Annotated in this window: 9 protein-coding genes; 2 read left to right on the top strand and 7 right to left on the bottom strand. The window is 46.3% G+C overall.

Features of this window, described 5'->3' with window-relative positions; all coding sequences use genetic code 11:
• Positions 1 to 215: 215 nt before the first annotated feature.
• From NST26_RS03350 to NST26_RS03335, 4 genes are all read right to left on the bottom strand, one after another.
• Entirely contained in the window at positions 216 to 3,599 is a 3,384-nt protein-coding gene (locus NST26_RS03350; protein ID WP_340978520.1) for a HEAT repeat domain-containing protein, read from the bottom strand.
• 241 nt (positions 3,600 to 3,840) lie between these two features.
• Positions 3,841 to 4,599, bottom strand: coding sequence for a peroxide stress protein YaaA (gene yaaA / locus NST26_RS03345; RefSeq protein WP_339312785.1), 759 nt, complete (start codon positions 4,597 to 4,599; stop codon positions 3,841 to 3,843).
• Positions 4,600 to 4,678: 79 nt separating this feature from the next.
• Positions 4,679 to 6,850, bottom strand: a complete 2,172-nt coding sequence (gene gnpA, locus NST26_RS03340) for a 1,3-beta-galactosyl-N-acetylhexosamine phosphorylase (protein WP_340978518.1) — start codon at positions 6,848 to 6,850, stop codon at positions 4,679 to 4,681.
• Positions 6,851 to 6,862: 12 nt separating this feature from the next.
• The gene (locus NST26_RS03335) at positions 6,863 to 7,882 is read right to left on the bottom strand and encodes a glycoside hydrolase family 88/105 protein (protein WP_036730724.1); all 1,020 of its coding nucleotides are present in this window, start codon (positions 7,880 to 7,882) and stop codon (positions 6,863 to 6,865) included.
• Positions 7,883 to 8,076: 194 nt separating this feature from the next.
• Here NST26_RS03335 and NST26_RS03330 point away from each other — a divergent pair, with 194 nt between their 5' ends.
• Both NST26_RS03330 and NST26_RS03325 read left to right on the top strand, forming a co-directional pair.
• Positions 8,077 to 9,018 (top strand): AraC family transcriptional regulator, encoded by a 942-nt coding sequence (locus NST26_RS03330; protein ID WP_340978517.1) that lies wholly within the window; start codon positions 8,077 to 8,079, stop codon positions 9,016 to 9,018.
• Positions 9,019 to 9,052: 34 nt separating this feature from the next.
• Positions 9,053 to 9,199: a hypothetical protein gene (locus NST26_RS03325; RefSeq protein ID WP_340978516.1), complete on the top strand. Its 147-nt coding sequence runs from the start codon at positions 9,053 to 9,055 to the stop codon at positions 9,197 to 9,199.
• Positions 9,200 to 9,426: 227 nt separating this feature from the next.
• Here NST26_RS03325 and NST26_RS03320 read toward each other — a convergent pair whose 3' ends face one another.
• The 3 genes from NST26_RS03320 to NST26_RS03310 all read right to left on the bottom strand — a co-directional run bounded on the left by NST26_RS03320 (position 9,427) and on the right by NST26_RS03310 (position 14,735).
• Positions 9,427 to 10,671, bottom strand: a complete 1,245-nt coding sequence (locus NST26_RS03320; protein ID WP_340978515.1) for a S41 family peptidase — start codon at positions 10,669 to 10,671, stop codon at positions 9,427 to 9,429.
• A gap of 341 nt (positions 10,672 to 11,012) precedes the next feature.
• Positions 11,013 to 12,683, bottom strand: coding sequence for an ABC transporter ATP-binding protein (locus tag NST26_RS03315; RefSeq protein WP_340978514.1), 1,671 nt, complete (start codon positions 12,681 to 12,683; stop codon positions 11,013 to 11,015).
• A 741-nt stretch (positions 12,684 to 13,424) separates the two neighbouring features.
• Positions 13,425 to 14,735 (bottom strand): radical SAM/SPASM domain-containing protein, encoded by a 1,311-nt coding sequence (locus NST26_RS03310; protein WP_340978513.1) that lies wholly within the window; start codon positions 14,733 to 14,735, stop codon positions 13,425 to 13,427.
• Positions 14,736 to 15,068: the final 333 nt, after the last annotated feature.

Below are 15,068 nucleotides of genomic sequence, written 5' to 3'. Positions count from 1 at the left end.
GTTATAGCAATCATTAGCCGCTTTAATTGTGAATATTTTCACGTAAGTGGTTTTATTGTATCAAGAATTGGAAGTCCCGTCATTAATCTTTTGGGACATCTCGATTCTTATTTATTCTTAATGCTACCGGATTCTACGAACATTTAGGCTTCCGTGTCTACGCCCGCTCCGAACAGGATGAGCAAGGCAAGCCTTGGCCCATCCTGCATATGCGGTTATAGCATGAACAGCCGGGATTCCCTCGCGGTCCAAATATTCAGCGCCTGTGTGCGGACTGCCGCATGGCTGCAATTCCTGTACTCCCGCAGACGCTCTGACGTTTCCGGGCTCCAGCGCAGCGCGCTTCCCGCTGCTTCCAGCAAGGACAGTCCGAGATACGGAGCTTCATAAGACGGTTCTGCCCGCAGCACATCCACAATCTCAAGCAGTGTCTCCGGTGTCCAGTATCCGGCGCTGTTCTCCAGGCTGACGGCAAGCCCGCGGTACAACTCGCTCAAGAGCTGCGGCTGACGGGTTACCTCCTGCGCGATCCGCTTCACATACACGGACGCTTCCTCAACGTTACTCCAGTCGATCACTGCAATATATAAGGTCAGGACCAGCTGTTGTAATGTCTCATCGGCAGCCAGAATATCGATCATCTCCAGATACAACGGGGTAAGCTGCACCCTTGTACTCTTGGGCAGACCTGTAAGCTGGTTGATGAGCACCTGCAAGCGTTGCCGGTGGGGCAGATCTCTGTCTGCCGCTGCATTCCATTCCTGTGTCATGGGCGTTGCCGCCAGCTGCCGGCAGATCCCGGCCACAACCGCATTCACTTTGCCGTCCCGGGCGGCTTCAATCAGTGTCATCAACGCGAACTCCCAGCTGGAGCTGTCCTTCAGACCCGCAACCGCCTGAGCCGCAGCCGCCGCAACGGTACCTTCATAACCGCTTGTCCACCACTTCATGGAACTATAAGCCTGGCTGCTGACGGATACATCCGGGTGATCGGCAATGGCTATGATTAAGTCCAGATAGCGCGGTCTGTAGGCAAGCGGAAGTGCATCAGGCTGTCGGGACAACAAGCTCACTGCGATATCACGCTCTGGAGAAGCCGCGATGGCGCGCAGCACCTCCCAGCTCCGTTCATCGTCCAGCAGCCCTCTGGCAGCATGCCCTACAGCAATCACCACATCCTTATGCACAGCAGGCTTCGAGAATTCATTCAACAGCAGCGAAAGACTGTCCTCACTTCTATACGCACCAAGCAGGCGGATGGCTTCCTTGCGGACGGTGATCTTCAGCTTCTCCCGGCTCAGCAGCGCCTTCAGAGCCTGAGACAGCTGCTGCGGACTGACCCGGCGGATGCACCTTGGGATGGAGTACATCGCTACACGGGCCCGGTCGCTATCCAGATGCTCCAGCAGCACGGGCAGGGATTTCTCCGGCTCCTCCAGCAGGGACAAGGCATGAAGCGCTGCCTCCGCTACCGCCACCTCTTTGTCCTGTACCAGCTCATACAGCAGCTTCGGGTTCCCATCCGGCATACTTGCCATAATTCTGATCGCTCTGGAACGTTCAAACAGGCTGTACTTGGGACCGAAGGCGATTGTGCTTAACAGGGCACTATACGCCTCCTGCTGGCGCGGCAGCCAGCGGTGAAACCCGTCCGCAGCCGGAACAGGATATACCGTTTTGCCTGAGAGGAACTTGCCCTTGATCGCAGCGCCCGACAGGTAAGGGTCCAGCCATTCCTGACGCTTCAGATGCAGATGCAAGAATACCTCGTGGATGGTAATATACGATGGATCTGCATCCAGCAGCTCCTTCACCCGTTCATCCCGCGTCTGCAGCGCCTCCAGCCAGAGCCGGGTTGCCCGGATCGCGGTTCCCTCGGTTTTGGCCCGGGTGGCTTCCCGTAAGAGCTGCTGTAGCTTGACGATGCCGCACCCCCTTTTGCCAAAAGAATTCGCCAGGCTCAGCACCAGGTTGTAATTCTCACGCTTCCCCGCCTGTGCGGCGTAGGAATAGATACTGTCAAAGATGATCTCTTCCACGCCCTGCGGCATATTCTTCGCAAGGGACGGCAGAGAGAGCTGCCCGTCCTGCTTCGCCAGCTTCTGGAGCGTGTTCAGCGCGAACTTGAACAGCTCCCCGCCCGGCTCCGCCGCCTGATGGCGCAGAATCGAGAAGGCCAATTGCTGCACAGAGTACCTAGTACCGTAGGAGGTGTCTCTGGCATCAATTACACTGTCCACCAGCACAGTAAGCGCAGGGACATGAGCAGCCTCGTACACAGACGCCGGACTCTCCGACAGCTCCTTGAACACCGCGCTCCGCACAGGGTCCTGATCATTACGGATGCGGCCTAAGGTCAGCAGTGTGGCATCCATTCCCTGCCTTGCAAGAACCGTGCTGCGGATTAGCTGCATCAGCGCCGTAGCGCGTTCGTCGGCATTCGATACCCGGGTGGCCTGCTCAAGCTGCTCACGGACCTGAAGAATGGAGCGGGCAGCAGTAATGCGCAGGGTCCACTCCCGGTTTTCCTTGATCTCACGCAGGCCCAGCATGCGGGCAGCCTCCCGGTCACGCAGCTCATGCGGCAATACATATAGCAGCCCCTCCGGGAAAATCCACTCCCCGCGCTTCTCCTCCTCATACACAGCATCGAAAATCTCCTGGCGCTTAGACGGCGCAAGATGCCCCAGCAGCCGCGCCACATGCTGGGGCTGGTCCGCCAGCAGCTTGGCAAGCTGCGACCACTCGTCCATGGAGAGGAGCTTCGCCCGCTTGAGCACAGCTTCAGGCACACCGTAAGTCATAAGCTCACCACGCGTCTGTGTCCGCATCAGCAGCTCATACACCGCGCCTGGTCTCATGCGCATCAGTGTGCCGAGATTCGCCTTAAGCGCAGGCGGCAGCATGTCTGCCGGTCCATGGTTCACCGCATAAGCCAGCACCAGGTCAGGCTTGTGATTGCATAGATGCTCCAGCGCGGAGGAGAACCGTGACCAGACCGTCCCCTTGGCCCTAAGCGGAGCTGCTTCCAGCTCTCTGGTGAAATACTCCGCGACCACCTCCAGGTGTCGGCTGGCCAGCTTTTTCCAATCCTTAATGGCGTACCCCAGCTCAACAATCCGGGCGCGGACGGTTACCTCTGAGCAGGCCTGCAGCACAATTGCCGCCTCTTCCGGGCCCCACCGGGCCTGTACCGCTGGCAATAGCCGTTCCGCCAGCTCCTGGCGGTTCATCAGGGCTACCGTGCGCAGCAGCTTGCGGCGGCAGTCCTGTGACAGCTGCGGAAGCTCCCGTTCAATCTCTTCGCCTGAGGCGACTTTGGGCAGCAGGCCCGCAGCCACATTCCGGATGCTTGCCATGGGGTGCTTCAGCCCCGCCAGAATCACAGAAGCATCCAGCGTGGCGATCGCCCCCATCAGGGCCAGACGCGCTTCATAAGCCCCGTCCTCCAGTAAGGAGGTAAGTAACTGTGAATATTCCGGGGACCCCAGGTGATCGCGGCCTAGTCCTGTGATTGCTTTGATTCTATCGGAATACCCCAGTGCATCCAGCTCCCCCAGTAAGCGCTCTTTAGTAAGTGGGCCTCGTCTCCTACTCATAAGTCCTCCTCCTGAATCTGTTCTGAGTTATTCCTTATTTTACAAAAAGCGAGCTTCCGCCCGCAACAAGTGGAAACGGCTTTGCCGTCCTTTTGAAGGACGGTAACGTTTCAGCGAGAAATATAAGGATAAGTTATTGAGTGAAACGTATACATTCTTATATTTCAAACAAAAGGGTAACCCCGAATACGGTGCTTCCACCATCTTCAGGATTACCCTCTATACTGCTCACTCTATCAGTCTACTCTTTGTCTTGCTTCGCCTGGACGAACACATACGTGTTCTCGTCCGACAAGGCCGCTTCATACCGGAAGTCAAACCCGTTGAAGCCCTGAATCTCCTCGACGCTGGTAATCTGCTGCTCCGCCATGAACCGGACCATCTCGCCCCTGGCCATCTTGACCAGCGTCGCCCGCTCCACCACCTTGCCACCGATCTCCTGACCGAATACTACGCTAACCATCCGGACATGGCTGCCCAAGTACGGAGAGATGCATTTACTGTATTCCTTGGAGGCCAGATTCACAATCGTGTCAGTCTCTGCGAACAACTGGTCCGCTAATCTTCTGTTCCAGAACTCATAGAGGGTACTGAAGCCCGGCCCGCCGAGCTTGGCCTGCATCTCCAGCCTGTAAGGGACCACCCCGTCGAACGGCCGGACGATGCCATAGAACCCGGACAGTATCCGCAAATGCTGCTGCAGATAGTCCAGCTCCTCCGTCTGAAAAATCCCCGGCGCCATGTATTGGTACTGGATGCCCTCATAGGCGAAGATCGCCGGGGTCAGATTCCGGGTTAGATCCATCTCTTCAATCCGCTGCATATTCAGCGCAGCAATAGCGTCATTGCATTTCCACAGCGCCTTGGCTTCTGCGTAACTGAGCTTACGAAGCAGGGCCAGGAGCGTCTGTGACTCGTTTAAGAACTGCGGAGCCTGGCGGGATTCCAGGAAATCCGTGTCCGTCTTCATCTTTTTGGCAGGTGAAATGATGATTCTCATGATATGCTCTTTTCTACCCCTACGGGAAAATAAATGTACCTCTATAGTATCATATTATCTCCACGCCGGCCCCCGCCCGCTATCCCCCAATCACCCGAATCACCGTATCAAAAGCTTCCAGCTCCACAACCTGCGGACCATAGTCCGTCTCGATGGTGGTCTGCTGCGGCTGGCCGCTATTGTTAATCACAACCAGGCGCTTGCTCTGCGGATAATACGCACACTCGGTGTAGAGATTATCCGGAAGGTAACGGGTCTCCTCCAGTTCATTGCCGGCAAAGCGGATCAGATTCAGCAGCAGGCGCGTATTCTCCCAGCTGAAGGCAAAGGATGGCAGATAGATGCCCTTCCCTTTTCCGAAGCTATTCACAGTCAGGGCCAGCTTGCCCTCTGCTTCATGGATCACCGCAGCAGCCCCGTCCGTCAGATAGACCCCGTTCTTCGGCGTGAGACTGACGCCATCCGGCACCAGACCCTGCACCGGCTGAGCCTCATAAGCCCATTTGCCATGCGCTACCCTGGCGCCGGTGTCCTCATCCACCCCGAGAACATGCGCCAGCCGGAAGTAGTGATCATAGCCGTCCACGGCGGAAGGCTGATTCACTCCAATGAGCGCACCGCCCTTATATACCCACTCTGTCAAGGCATCCACCGCCTGGCTGTCCTTCCAGTGGTCCCCGCCGCTCCACGCTGAACCGGCGCTGCCTGCATTGATCACCACATCCACATCCTGCAAAGCCCCCTGGCGGACATCCCCGAAGTCGATGAAGCGCACCTCCACCGGCAAGCCGGACAAGGCCTCATTGATATGAATCAGGTCATGCATATACGTCTCATGGAAGTGGCCCGACAGGGTCCATGACCGCAGCTTGCCCCACGAGTGCAGAACAGCTACCTTAGTCTTGATGTGATAAGGCTGCCCCTGCCGGTGCAGTTCCTTGATCTCCCTGAATTCATCCGCAATCTTCTCCATGTACGCACAGAAATCCGGGTAAGGCTCAACCAGATGCAGATAGCCACCCAGGCCGATCCGGTCGACCGGCTCACGCAGGAGGGCGCGCCGGATGTTGATCCAGTATTGCTTCGCATCGAGTGTGGGATTGCCCCCTTCCATGAAGGTAGGTGCACCGCCCAGGCCAACCGGGAACAGATACGGATGCAGCCGGATCTCATGCGTCTCCACCTTCACCCCTGAGCAGAGCCTGGCTTCATAACCCGAGAACACGCATTTGATCATCCCGTCGAAGCCGAACTCCCCGAAGCGGTCATTGTAGGGCTCAGCGCCCACCCAGCTGTCATCGTAGAAGACATAGGCCAGCTTGCCGTGCTTATGGACAATGTCAATTAACTGCTTGCCGAACCCGATGACGAAATCGTTGATAAAAGCCATATAGTCGAGCTTACGCTGCTCCGCCGGAATATGGCTGACACGGTATTTGCCGCCGTTCACGAAATCCTCTGCAGTCAGCGAATAACCGTATTGCTCCGCAAACAGATCCAGGCCCCGCGCACTAACCGTGAAGTCGTAGGAGCCCCAGTCCGAGAACAGATGGCGGTTCTGCCCGCTGCTGCCCCAGATCCAGGCAAAATTATAGAATAGAGAGGTGAACCGGACCACTGTCGTTGCCTGATGCTCCCGGCACCAGTCCTCCATCCAGTCCAGCAGGTACTGCCGGGTCCCCTTATACATCGGATCGATCTGCATCAGATGCTCTTTGTCCCAGTGATTCGTCGTGTGGTTGTACATGGAGATCTCTTCCCAGATCCGGTAGGCCATGAAGCTGACGGTATATTTATGCCAAGGCGTAATGCCGGTTAACACCACATTGCCGGACTCCCGGTCGTAATTCCACTGCTCCCCCGGCACCTCCTTCCCGGTTGTCCGGTCGAACACCTGCCAGTACTTGAATGCCTCAGGGGAATCATTCACCCTGAATTGCTCTGCGAAGAAATCCTCCAGCAGATAGATGGATATGTAATCCTGCACAGCCACCTTCGGACTCGTAATCAGGAAGGCCTGCTGCAGCTTGTCCGGGTTCCTCGCCGCCCAGCCGTTATGGTCGCGGATGATGCACAGGGTCGAATAGATGCCGTAACCGGCATTAATAATCTCTTCTGACAACTGCGTGCCGTCACTGTCACGAATGACATCGGCCCCCCAGCGTTCGGCAAGCTTCAGCGTCAGTGCTTCATAACCGGCTTCCCCCGGCAGGGTAAAAGCTCCTGTGGAGCCTATAGATAATTTCGGCAACGGGAATTCCTCCTATTTCAGCAGATCCGACAGGAACGCAAGCGCGAGGCCCTGGCCCCAGCCCTGAGTCCAGTCCTTGGGAATATGGCGGTACCCTTCACGGTCCTTCATGACGGCGGTCCCGCCCGATACGTTCAATACGCGTCCGTCTTCAGTGATGTTCTCCAGAATGCCCTTCAGGGCCTTTTGCACATATTTGGTATGCAGCGGATTGCCGTTATTCACCATGGCCGCAGCGATCCCGCAGGATGCCGACACCTCTTCATAGGACTCCTCATCGTCCAGCAGCGTACGCCACAGGCCGTCCTCCGTCTGTACCAGCTTCAACGCCGCCAGCTGATCCCGGAGCGAGCACTCCACATCCATACACTGCGGGTACAGGTACCACTCCTTAAGCAGCGGCTTCACCTGCGACATGGTATAGGCTCCCCAGGCGTTCGCCCGGCCCCAGTACAGCCCGGACATATGGTCCTGCTTCACATGGTTATAGCCGTGGAACCAGAGGCCGGTGCTGGGGTCCTGTAAATATTTGATGTGCCAGTAATACTGGTTAAGCGCGTCCTGGATCAGCTCCTGATCCTCCAGCTTGCTGCCCACACGCAGCAGGAAGAACGCAGCCATGAACAGCGTATCCGCCCAGGCCTGCTCCGGGAAGTCATTGGACACCGAGACCGTATGCTGCAACACCTGATCCCCGAACCGCAGCGCGCTCCCCCGGATATAGCCGATTTTACTCATGACAATATCCCAGTACTTCTGGTCCCCGGTCTCTTCGTACAAGGTGATCAGCATATGGCCCATCGCACAGGTGTTAACCGTCCAGTCGGGCAGCCCCAGCTCAATATATTCATCCACCCACTTCACCAGCTGGTTCAGATACTCCTGGTTCCCCGTGGTCTGGTAGGCTCTGGATACCCCATAATAGGCAACGCCGCAAGGCCACTCCCATGTTAAATCCATCGCCAGTGTCTTCCTTGCCACTTTATCGATTACACTTAAGATTTCTTCACGGTTATATTTAACTTGAAGCATGTGTATTCCCCTCTCCTGTTCCCTGCGTCTCTGAAGGCAGCTATTATTCGTCCAACCGCTTGGAAGCGCTTTACATAATCTATTGTAAGCAGTAAAATGTTCTACATCTAAGCACATTCACATCAAAACTGCGCAATTTCGACCCTTTATTCTTCATTCCTATTCTAACGCAAGAAGGACAGGAGCTGCTGAAGATGCCCAGAAAAAAGAAACCCGTCATTGAGTACCGCCACTACAGCCTGCCGATCCATTTCCCTGTCCTGCTGCTCAGCGGCGAACGCTGGAAGATCTCTGACATCAAGAGCGAGCACCTGCATTTCCACAACCACCTGGAGATCGGGATCTGCTATTCAGATAGCGGGATTATGGAGATTAAGGGCGAGAACGTGCCTTTTGCCGCCGGGGATGTGACCTTCCTGCCGCGGTATCTGCCCCATACGACGTACAGTTCTCCGGGTGAGGCCAGTCTGTGGTCCTATCTGTTTTTCTCGCCGGAGGATCTGTTTCAGCATTCCTTCAAGAGCGCCTACGCTGGCTTCGAGCCGAATCTCTGGGCAGTGCAGGGCAGGAACTGTATTCTGAGCAGGGAAAAGCACCCCCTCGTCTATACGCTGGCTACCTCCATCGTCCTCGAATTGCAGCAGCAGAAGCCTTACTATCAGGAGAGTGCGTACGGTTTATTGCTGTCCCTGTACATTGAGCTGCTCCGCATTCATTCTACGAACGAAGCCTTGAGCGGCCAGGAGGCCGGGCATACGCTCCTCGGTGACTTCGCTATCGCCCCCGCGCTGGTGTATATCACCCGCAACTATATGGCGCCGATGACCATCGATGACCTGGCCGGGCTGTGCCACTTGAGCACCACCCATTTCCGCCGCAAATTCCATGATACGATGGGCACCGCCCCCCTGGATTTCCTGAGCAGCACCCGGATTGAGGAAGCCTGCAAGCAGCTTAAGAGCACCGAGGATTCAATTCTGGAGATCTCGGAGAAGGTCGGCTTCCACTCCATCTCCAGCTTCAACCGCTGCTTCTCCAAGCTGATGGGCGTCCCGCCCAAGGAATGGCGCAAGGGTGCGCAGTCGGAGGCGCAATCGGCGAAAGCGAGTATTCTGGAGTTCACGGGGTGGGTGTGAGCCCTATACTGAACGTAACTAGGAGGTCTTTCCCATGAAAAACACAGATCAAAGGCAGGATTCGACAGAGCCGGTGTCCGCAAATGAAGAGGAGCTTGCCCGCCTGCAAAAGAGTCTGCCTGAGAGCTATTGTAAAGTAGAAATGGACAAAAAGTGGATGGTGAGAGGACACGGTAACTGAAATAAAATATGGAGTAGAGTTCAAAGGAATAATGGAATCCATATTGCGGAGATAACATATTTTTACAAAAAAATACTCCTGTGTTTCATATACTGAGACTTCTAGATCTCTAGTCTCTAATTGTGATATCCATTGATGCCAACTAGGCTTAAAGTCGGCTCTCCATCTTAAAAATGTAAATTTCTAATGTTAAATTTAATTATTAATGATTTTCCCACCCGAAAATTTTACTGAAAATCATAATCTAAAGCCGCAGTTAAGACAGGGTCAATACCATTTTGATAATCTGCAACTAAATAATCCACTTGAATATTTGGAAAAAGAGCATCTATACCCTTGTTTTGCAAATGAAATTTTTGAGTACTATAGCTTAAGTGCAAACCAGAATTAGGAAGTGTCAAGGAACGAACTTCCCCCGGTTTATTAGGATCTCCGCCAGTTGCTTCACCCATCAGCTTTGCATCTAACATTTCTTGAATTTTAATAGCATTCTGAATTGCAGATGATGCAGTTCCACGTCCTATAAGGACAAGGACGTGTCCTTGGAATCTTTCTTGAGATTCCAATCGGTGAATTAAAGCTTCTAACAACGTTGAGTCTCCACCAGGATTACGTCTTAAATCAATTATAATTTTCTCAGCTTGATAACTTTGAAGTGTTTCTATTATATCATCTTCAAATTTACTAAGAGCATAGTTGGTATCCTCTTCACAAAAATTATACGCTACATACAAGCTTTTGTTAGTGGGCAAATATTCAAACCCATAATTCTTATTAATGAATTTGTTGTATAAAAGTTTCTCCTTATATGGAGATAAAAATCCAGATTGTGCCTTATTTATTTTTATAGGATCAATTTTGATCTTTACATCTTTGTTTCCTCCGCGAAATTCTAGTTGTATCCCCTCTTTATTGTCAATAATACCCAGACCATACAGAATGGAAGGACAAATCATAAACACAGGAATTTTAACTTTTAAACCTTGATTATTATCTTTTGAGATGAGTACAGATAATTGTCTCATCACTTTTTTGACAGGATGATTATTAATCTGCAAAAGCTCTAAATAGAGAATTTCACTATAACCTTTAATTGTATCGATAGCATATAGTTTATCGTCCTGCATGTATAGTTTAATTGGAATTATTTTTTCATCCCATGGTTGAAGTGCGGTATGACTTTGTCCTAGTGATGCAATTACTTTGGATACTTCAATTTTTATTTCATCATCATTCCCATAATCCTTTAGATTCCCAATTACCCTATCAATACTTTGGGCAAATGTTTCACTAAGCTTTTTATTAGTTGCCAAACTAACTTCATTATTAAGCATTTCTTGCTTTAACAATTGTAAGTCAGGTTTCCAATCAATCCTCACCGCGTTCTGACTTCTATTGAAGATAAGCCCAAGTATAACGGCACAAAAAAGGACTAACATTATATAAACATAAGGTAATTTATTTTTCTTCAAAACTTTCACCTACTAATGCGTGTCATCAAAACATAAACAATTAAAAAATATAATAATATAACGATTAAATTAAAATTTCCCAATATAAAGGAGATATACCGCACTTATGGTATCCCTCTACCTGGTACTACCTGTAAGCGCAGGGGATTTAATGTCATCGCCGCAGTGAAAAGCAATCGCCTGATTCGTCCGGCAGGAGTCTGTTTGCCTCTGGATGATTTAGCACAGAATTACCTGTTGGAGAACCAGCGGAAATACTGGATCTATCCTTATAAAGGGCCGGTCAGCGATAAGTAACATATTTATAAGTTTTTTAGGACTGCTTATATTTTAAAATCACATTATACATTCTGCAATATTCTAAAATCGGAATGTTCAGTCATTTCTAATTCTTCAATAAGTCCTCCCTTGCTTATACTTAAAATTCTATCATTCTTAAAGATAATATTCTTTTTATGTGTAGTAAATAAAATTGTTGAATTTTCACACTCTTTTCGTAAGTTAAACCAAACAATTTTTTCAGTATCTTCGTCTAATCCCGAAGTTGGTTCATCAAGTATGATAAGATCAGGTTTAACAAGTATGATTCGAGCTATCTCAAGACGCTGTTTCTCTCCTTTTGAAAGTATATTTTTATCTATAATAGATCTAAACCCATCTGTTTGTTCGTACAGATAGTCAAGTTTCACTTTCTTTAGAGCTTCTTTTAAAACACTAATTTCTTTCTGCTTATCTTCCAAACCGTAGGTTAGATTATCCCAAAGACTTCCTCTAAATAATGTACTTTCATCTAACATAAAGCTAATATTAGTCTTATCCGGTGATAAAGAGTCTGACATAAAGATATTGCCTTCATAATCATATAAACCAGCAATGAGTTTACATAATGTTGACTTACCTGACCCACTTTCACCCACAATTGCAACTTTCTCTTTTGTATGTAAAGACATATTCAAATTCTTAATTAACGATATATTATTCATTTCAAAATTCACATTTTCACAAATTAGTTTAGTATTAGGATCATTAATTACTTTATATCTACTTGATTTGGTGGTACGCAGTATTTCTTCTACTCTTTCAAACGAAGATAGGAGATCTTTATAGTGATGAATCCAATTGCTGAAAAATTGAGTTGGACTACTAAGAGATTGAACTAGCTGATTAAATGCAATAAGCAACCCTATACTTAGCTGCCCCTTTGATATTAAGTATGCACCGATAGCAAGTATAATCATTTGTCTTGAACCAGAAATGATATTAGTGACTCCTGATATAATAGATTGACTCAAAATATAGCTTTCTCTATTTTTTAATGATTCAATTATTACTCCTGAAAAACGACCACTTTCATATTTTTGCAGTCTATTTAGTCTTATGTATATATATCTATTAATTATTTGCTTATAAATTTCCAACAAATTCGCATCTGTTGATTTAACTTTGTCCACTTTTAATTTTAATTTGTTTGACGATAGATAATTATAAATATACTCAATTAGCATTAAAGTTATTACACATGAACTTAATAAAACATTATTCTTAAACATGAAAAATAATATCCCAACTAAAAATAGTAACTGAGTAAAAGTTCTTATTATCAATTCAAAACATAATTCACACATATTTTGAATATCATTATTTCCACGATAAATAATATCTCCTTCTGAGTAGTTAGAAATAGAATTAAAATCTTTTGATAAATAAGCAGTGAGATATTCAATCCTAAATTTTAAGCTAGATGAATTCAATAGTTTAACGTAAAACAAGGTATTAAATATGTTTAAGATACCGCTAACTACAAAAAAGGAACATAATAAGAAAATTACTTTCAATAGCAATTTAAGATTAAAACTTACAATAACATCATCAAAAATAATCTGTGTTAAATATGCTGGCACAAGTGATAAGTAAGACGTAAATGTATTTAAAAATATCAAAAATATCACTGAAAAAACAAATTTTCTTGATTTCAATATTTTCAAAAAATACATTATTGGCTGAATTCTCATATTTTCCACTCCGATTAGGTACTTACAGATTATTGTATACAATAATCTGTAAGTACAGAGGTATTAAATCCAGCTTACAAACCAAAATAAATTCCTTATGTAAAAACATCAAAGTTCAAGGATTATTTTGGAACTTGCAAACATCCTTGTTAAGGGAAGTAAATAAAACAAGACTTGTTACAGTTAGTTCCACAAGGTGAATTAGTTTTACATACTTCTATTTTCGTACTGCAATAGCCAGTACAAGTCCCTCCGCCTCCACCTGAGCCCCATTCGTGACTATTAGGTGTAACAATATAGTCCATTCCTTCACCTTCTTAACATTTTATAGTAATTTTAATTTTATTAAGGGAAATAAATAAAACAAGACTTATTACAGTTAGTCCCACAAGGCATGTTGGTCTTACATACTTCTATTTTCGTACTACAATACCCAGTACATGTCCCTCCACCTCCACCTGAGCCCCATTCGTGACTATTAGGTGTAACAATATAATCCATTTCTTCACCCTCTTCTTTTTGTGTGACTAACTATTACTAATTAATGATATATTATGGAAAATAGATAAAACAAGATTTGTTACAATTACTTCCACACGGGGTATTCGTTTGACAAATGATTACTTTAGTACTGCAGTATTGGGTACAGGTACCGCCACCCCCACCAGAACCCCATTCGTGACTATTAGGAGTAACAATATAGTTCATTTTTTCACCTCCCTTCAATTAAAGTGAATAATCTTATATTTTAATCATTTCATTTTCCGAGGGGGTAGAGGGGTTGTTCATACAATATCGAATTAATCTATCTACTATATTAAATTTCAATTGGTTACACTCTACTTCTTTACCATTCCGACTCATATCAGGACATCTACCTTTGCAAAGGGGGAATATTGAACAATCCATACACTTTTCCGGGAAATTCCACTCAATCCAGTTCACATATTGATTTATATTAGTTATCCCTTCTGTCAATGATCCAATTCTTGATTCCTTTTTCCCCACTTCATTCCAGCATTTGAAGAGATCGCCTTCAGAATCTATAACAAAGGTATTATTACTAACTGCAGTACACACTCCCCCCCCCAAGTTCGAGGGATACATGTTCCCCATTTCAAATCCTAGGTTGTCAGCATAATCAATTAGTTCAGTCTCCCATTTCGAAAATTCTTCAGTGACCAGACATGACTCTGAGACTGATTGACAAGTTCCTTCATGAACAGTAACGGGTGCGAAGTACAAATTAACTTTTTTGTTCAATCCATTGCTCAATAAAATCGGGATTAGCCTATGAATATCAGCAACATTGTTTTGAGAAACATTCACTCTAATATTCACATTGATAATATCAGCAATATCTTTTATATTTTCAAGAATTCTATCAAAGGATCCCTGACCATTTCTAAGATATCTTGTCTGATTATGTGTTTCTGGCCCACCATCTAACGTGATTTGCACAGAATTTATTTTATTTTCATTAACCAATTGCTGTGCTACTTCTTTTGTGAGTAAATATCCGTTACTGATCATATCAAAGTTGTATGTAATTTTCTTTTCATCACAAAACTTAATTAGTTCCTTTGATACTCGATCAATCATTTTTTTCTGTAGAAGTGGTTCACCACCATACCAAGTAATTGATAACGCTTTTTTATCTTCAAGGTTATTGAAAATAAATTTTTTCAAATTCTCTTCTTTTTCTACATCAAAATAAGAATCTAAATGTTCCTCATAACAATATGGGCATCTGAAATTACACTGCAATGTTGTTGCAATTGTTAGACCTAGGAAGTGATTAGAATATTTAGAGTTATTTGTCATGTATTTATATATTAGAAATTCATCAATTCCCTCATCCACAATAAATCCTGCTTCTTTTAGCTTCAAAATATGATCATCAGGAATGTTCATTAAATCTTTTTGATTAATAGAATTTAGACTTGCTTGATATTCTTCGTCTAATGTTGCCAAACTCCCCGTATGACTGTTGTACATATAATTAGCATTTTCCCTAATAAAACTAATATTAAATTTTGATTCTTTATACAAATATACCCCTCCTAATAATATGTAATTAATTGAATATAATGTTAACTATAATATTTGTATTATTTATTTACAATATTTAAAATATAAACTATTTTAAAGAAATAAAAAAACGAATATCAATTCAATTTTTAAATTAGTATTTTTGAACTATTACGAAAAAACAAGTAAAACAAGTTGGCTCTTCAATCTGAATTGATGGTATGTTTTTTTTGCGATTAGGTTATTAAGTTCAGACATTTCAAGGATTCATTTCGATTTCAATGTGAATCTTAATTTAATTAGATAAATTTCCCTTTTTATATTAATAGCATATTCTTCAATACAATCATGTGA

This window comes from Paenibacillus sp. FSL R7-0128 (assembly GCF_038002245.1).
GTDB lineage: Bacteria > Bacillota > Bacilli > Paenibacillales > Paenibacillaceae > Paenibacillus_AQ > Paenibacillus_AQ silagei.
Note: the sequence above shows the minus strand (reverse complement) of the source record. Positions and strands in the feature narration are given on the sequence as shown.

Excerpts from the sequence above, each read along its gene's own strand:
- NST26_RS03350 (WP_340978520.1), bottom strand. The coding sequence starts at position 3,599 with ATGAGTAGGAGACGAGGCCCACTTACTAAAGAGCGCTTACTGGGGGAG.
- yaaA (WP_339312785.1), bottom strand. The coding sequence starts at position 4,599 with ATGAGAATCATCATTTCACCTGCCAAAAAGATGAAGACGGACACGGAT.
- NST26_RS03335 (WP_036730724.1), bottom strand. The coding sequence starts at position 7,882 with ATGCTTCAAGTTAAATATAACCGTGAAGAAATCTTAAGTGTAATCGAT.
- NST26_RS03330 (WP_340978517.1), top strand. The coding sequence starts at position 8,077 with ATGCCCAGAAAAAAGAAACCCGTCATTGAGTACCGCCACTACAGCCTG.
- NST26_RS03325 (WP_340978516.1), top strand. The coding sequence starts at position 9,053 with ATGAAAAACACAGATCAAAGGCAGGATTCGACAGAGCCGGTGTCCGCA.
- NST26_RS03315 (WP_340978514.1), bottom strand. The coding sequence starts at position 12,683 with ATGAGAATTCAGCCAATAATGTATTTTTTGAAAATATTGAAATCAAGA.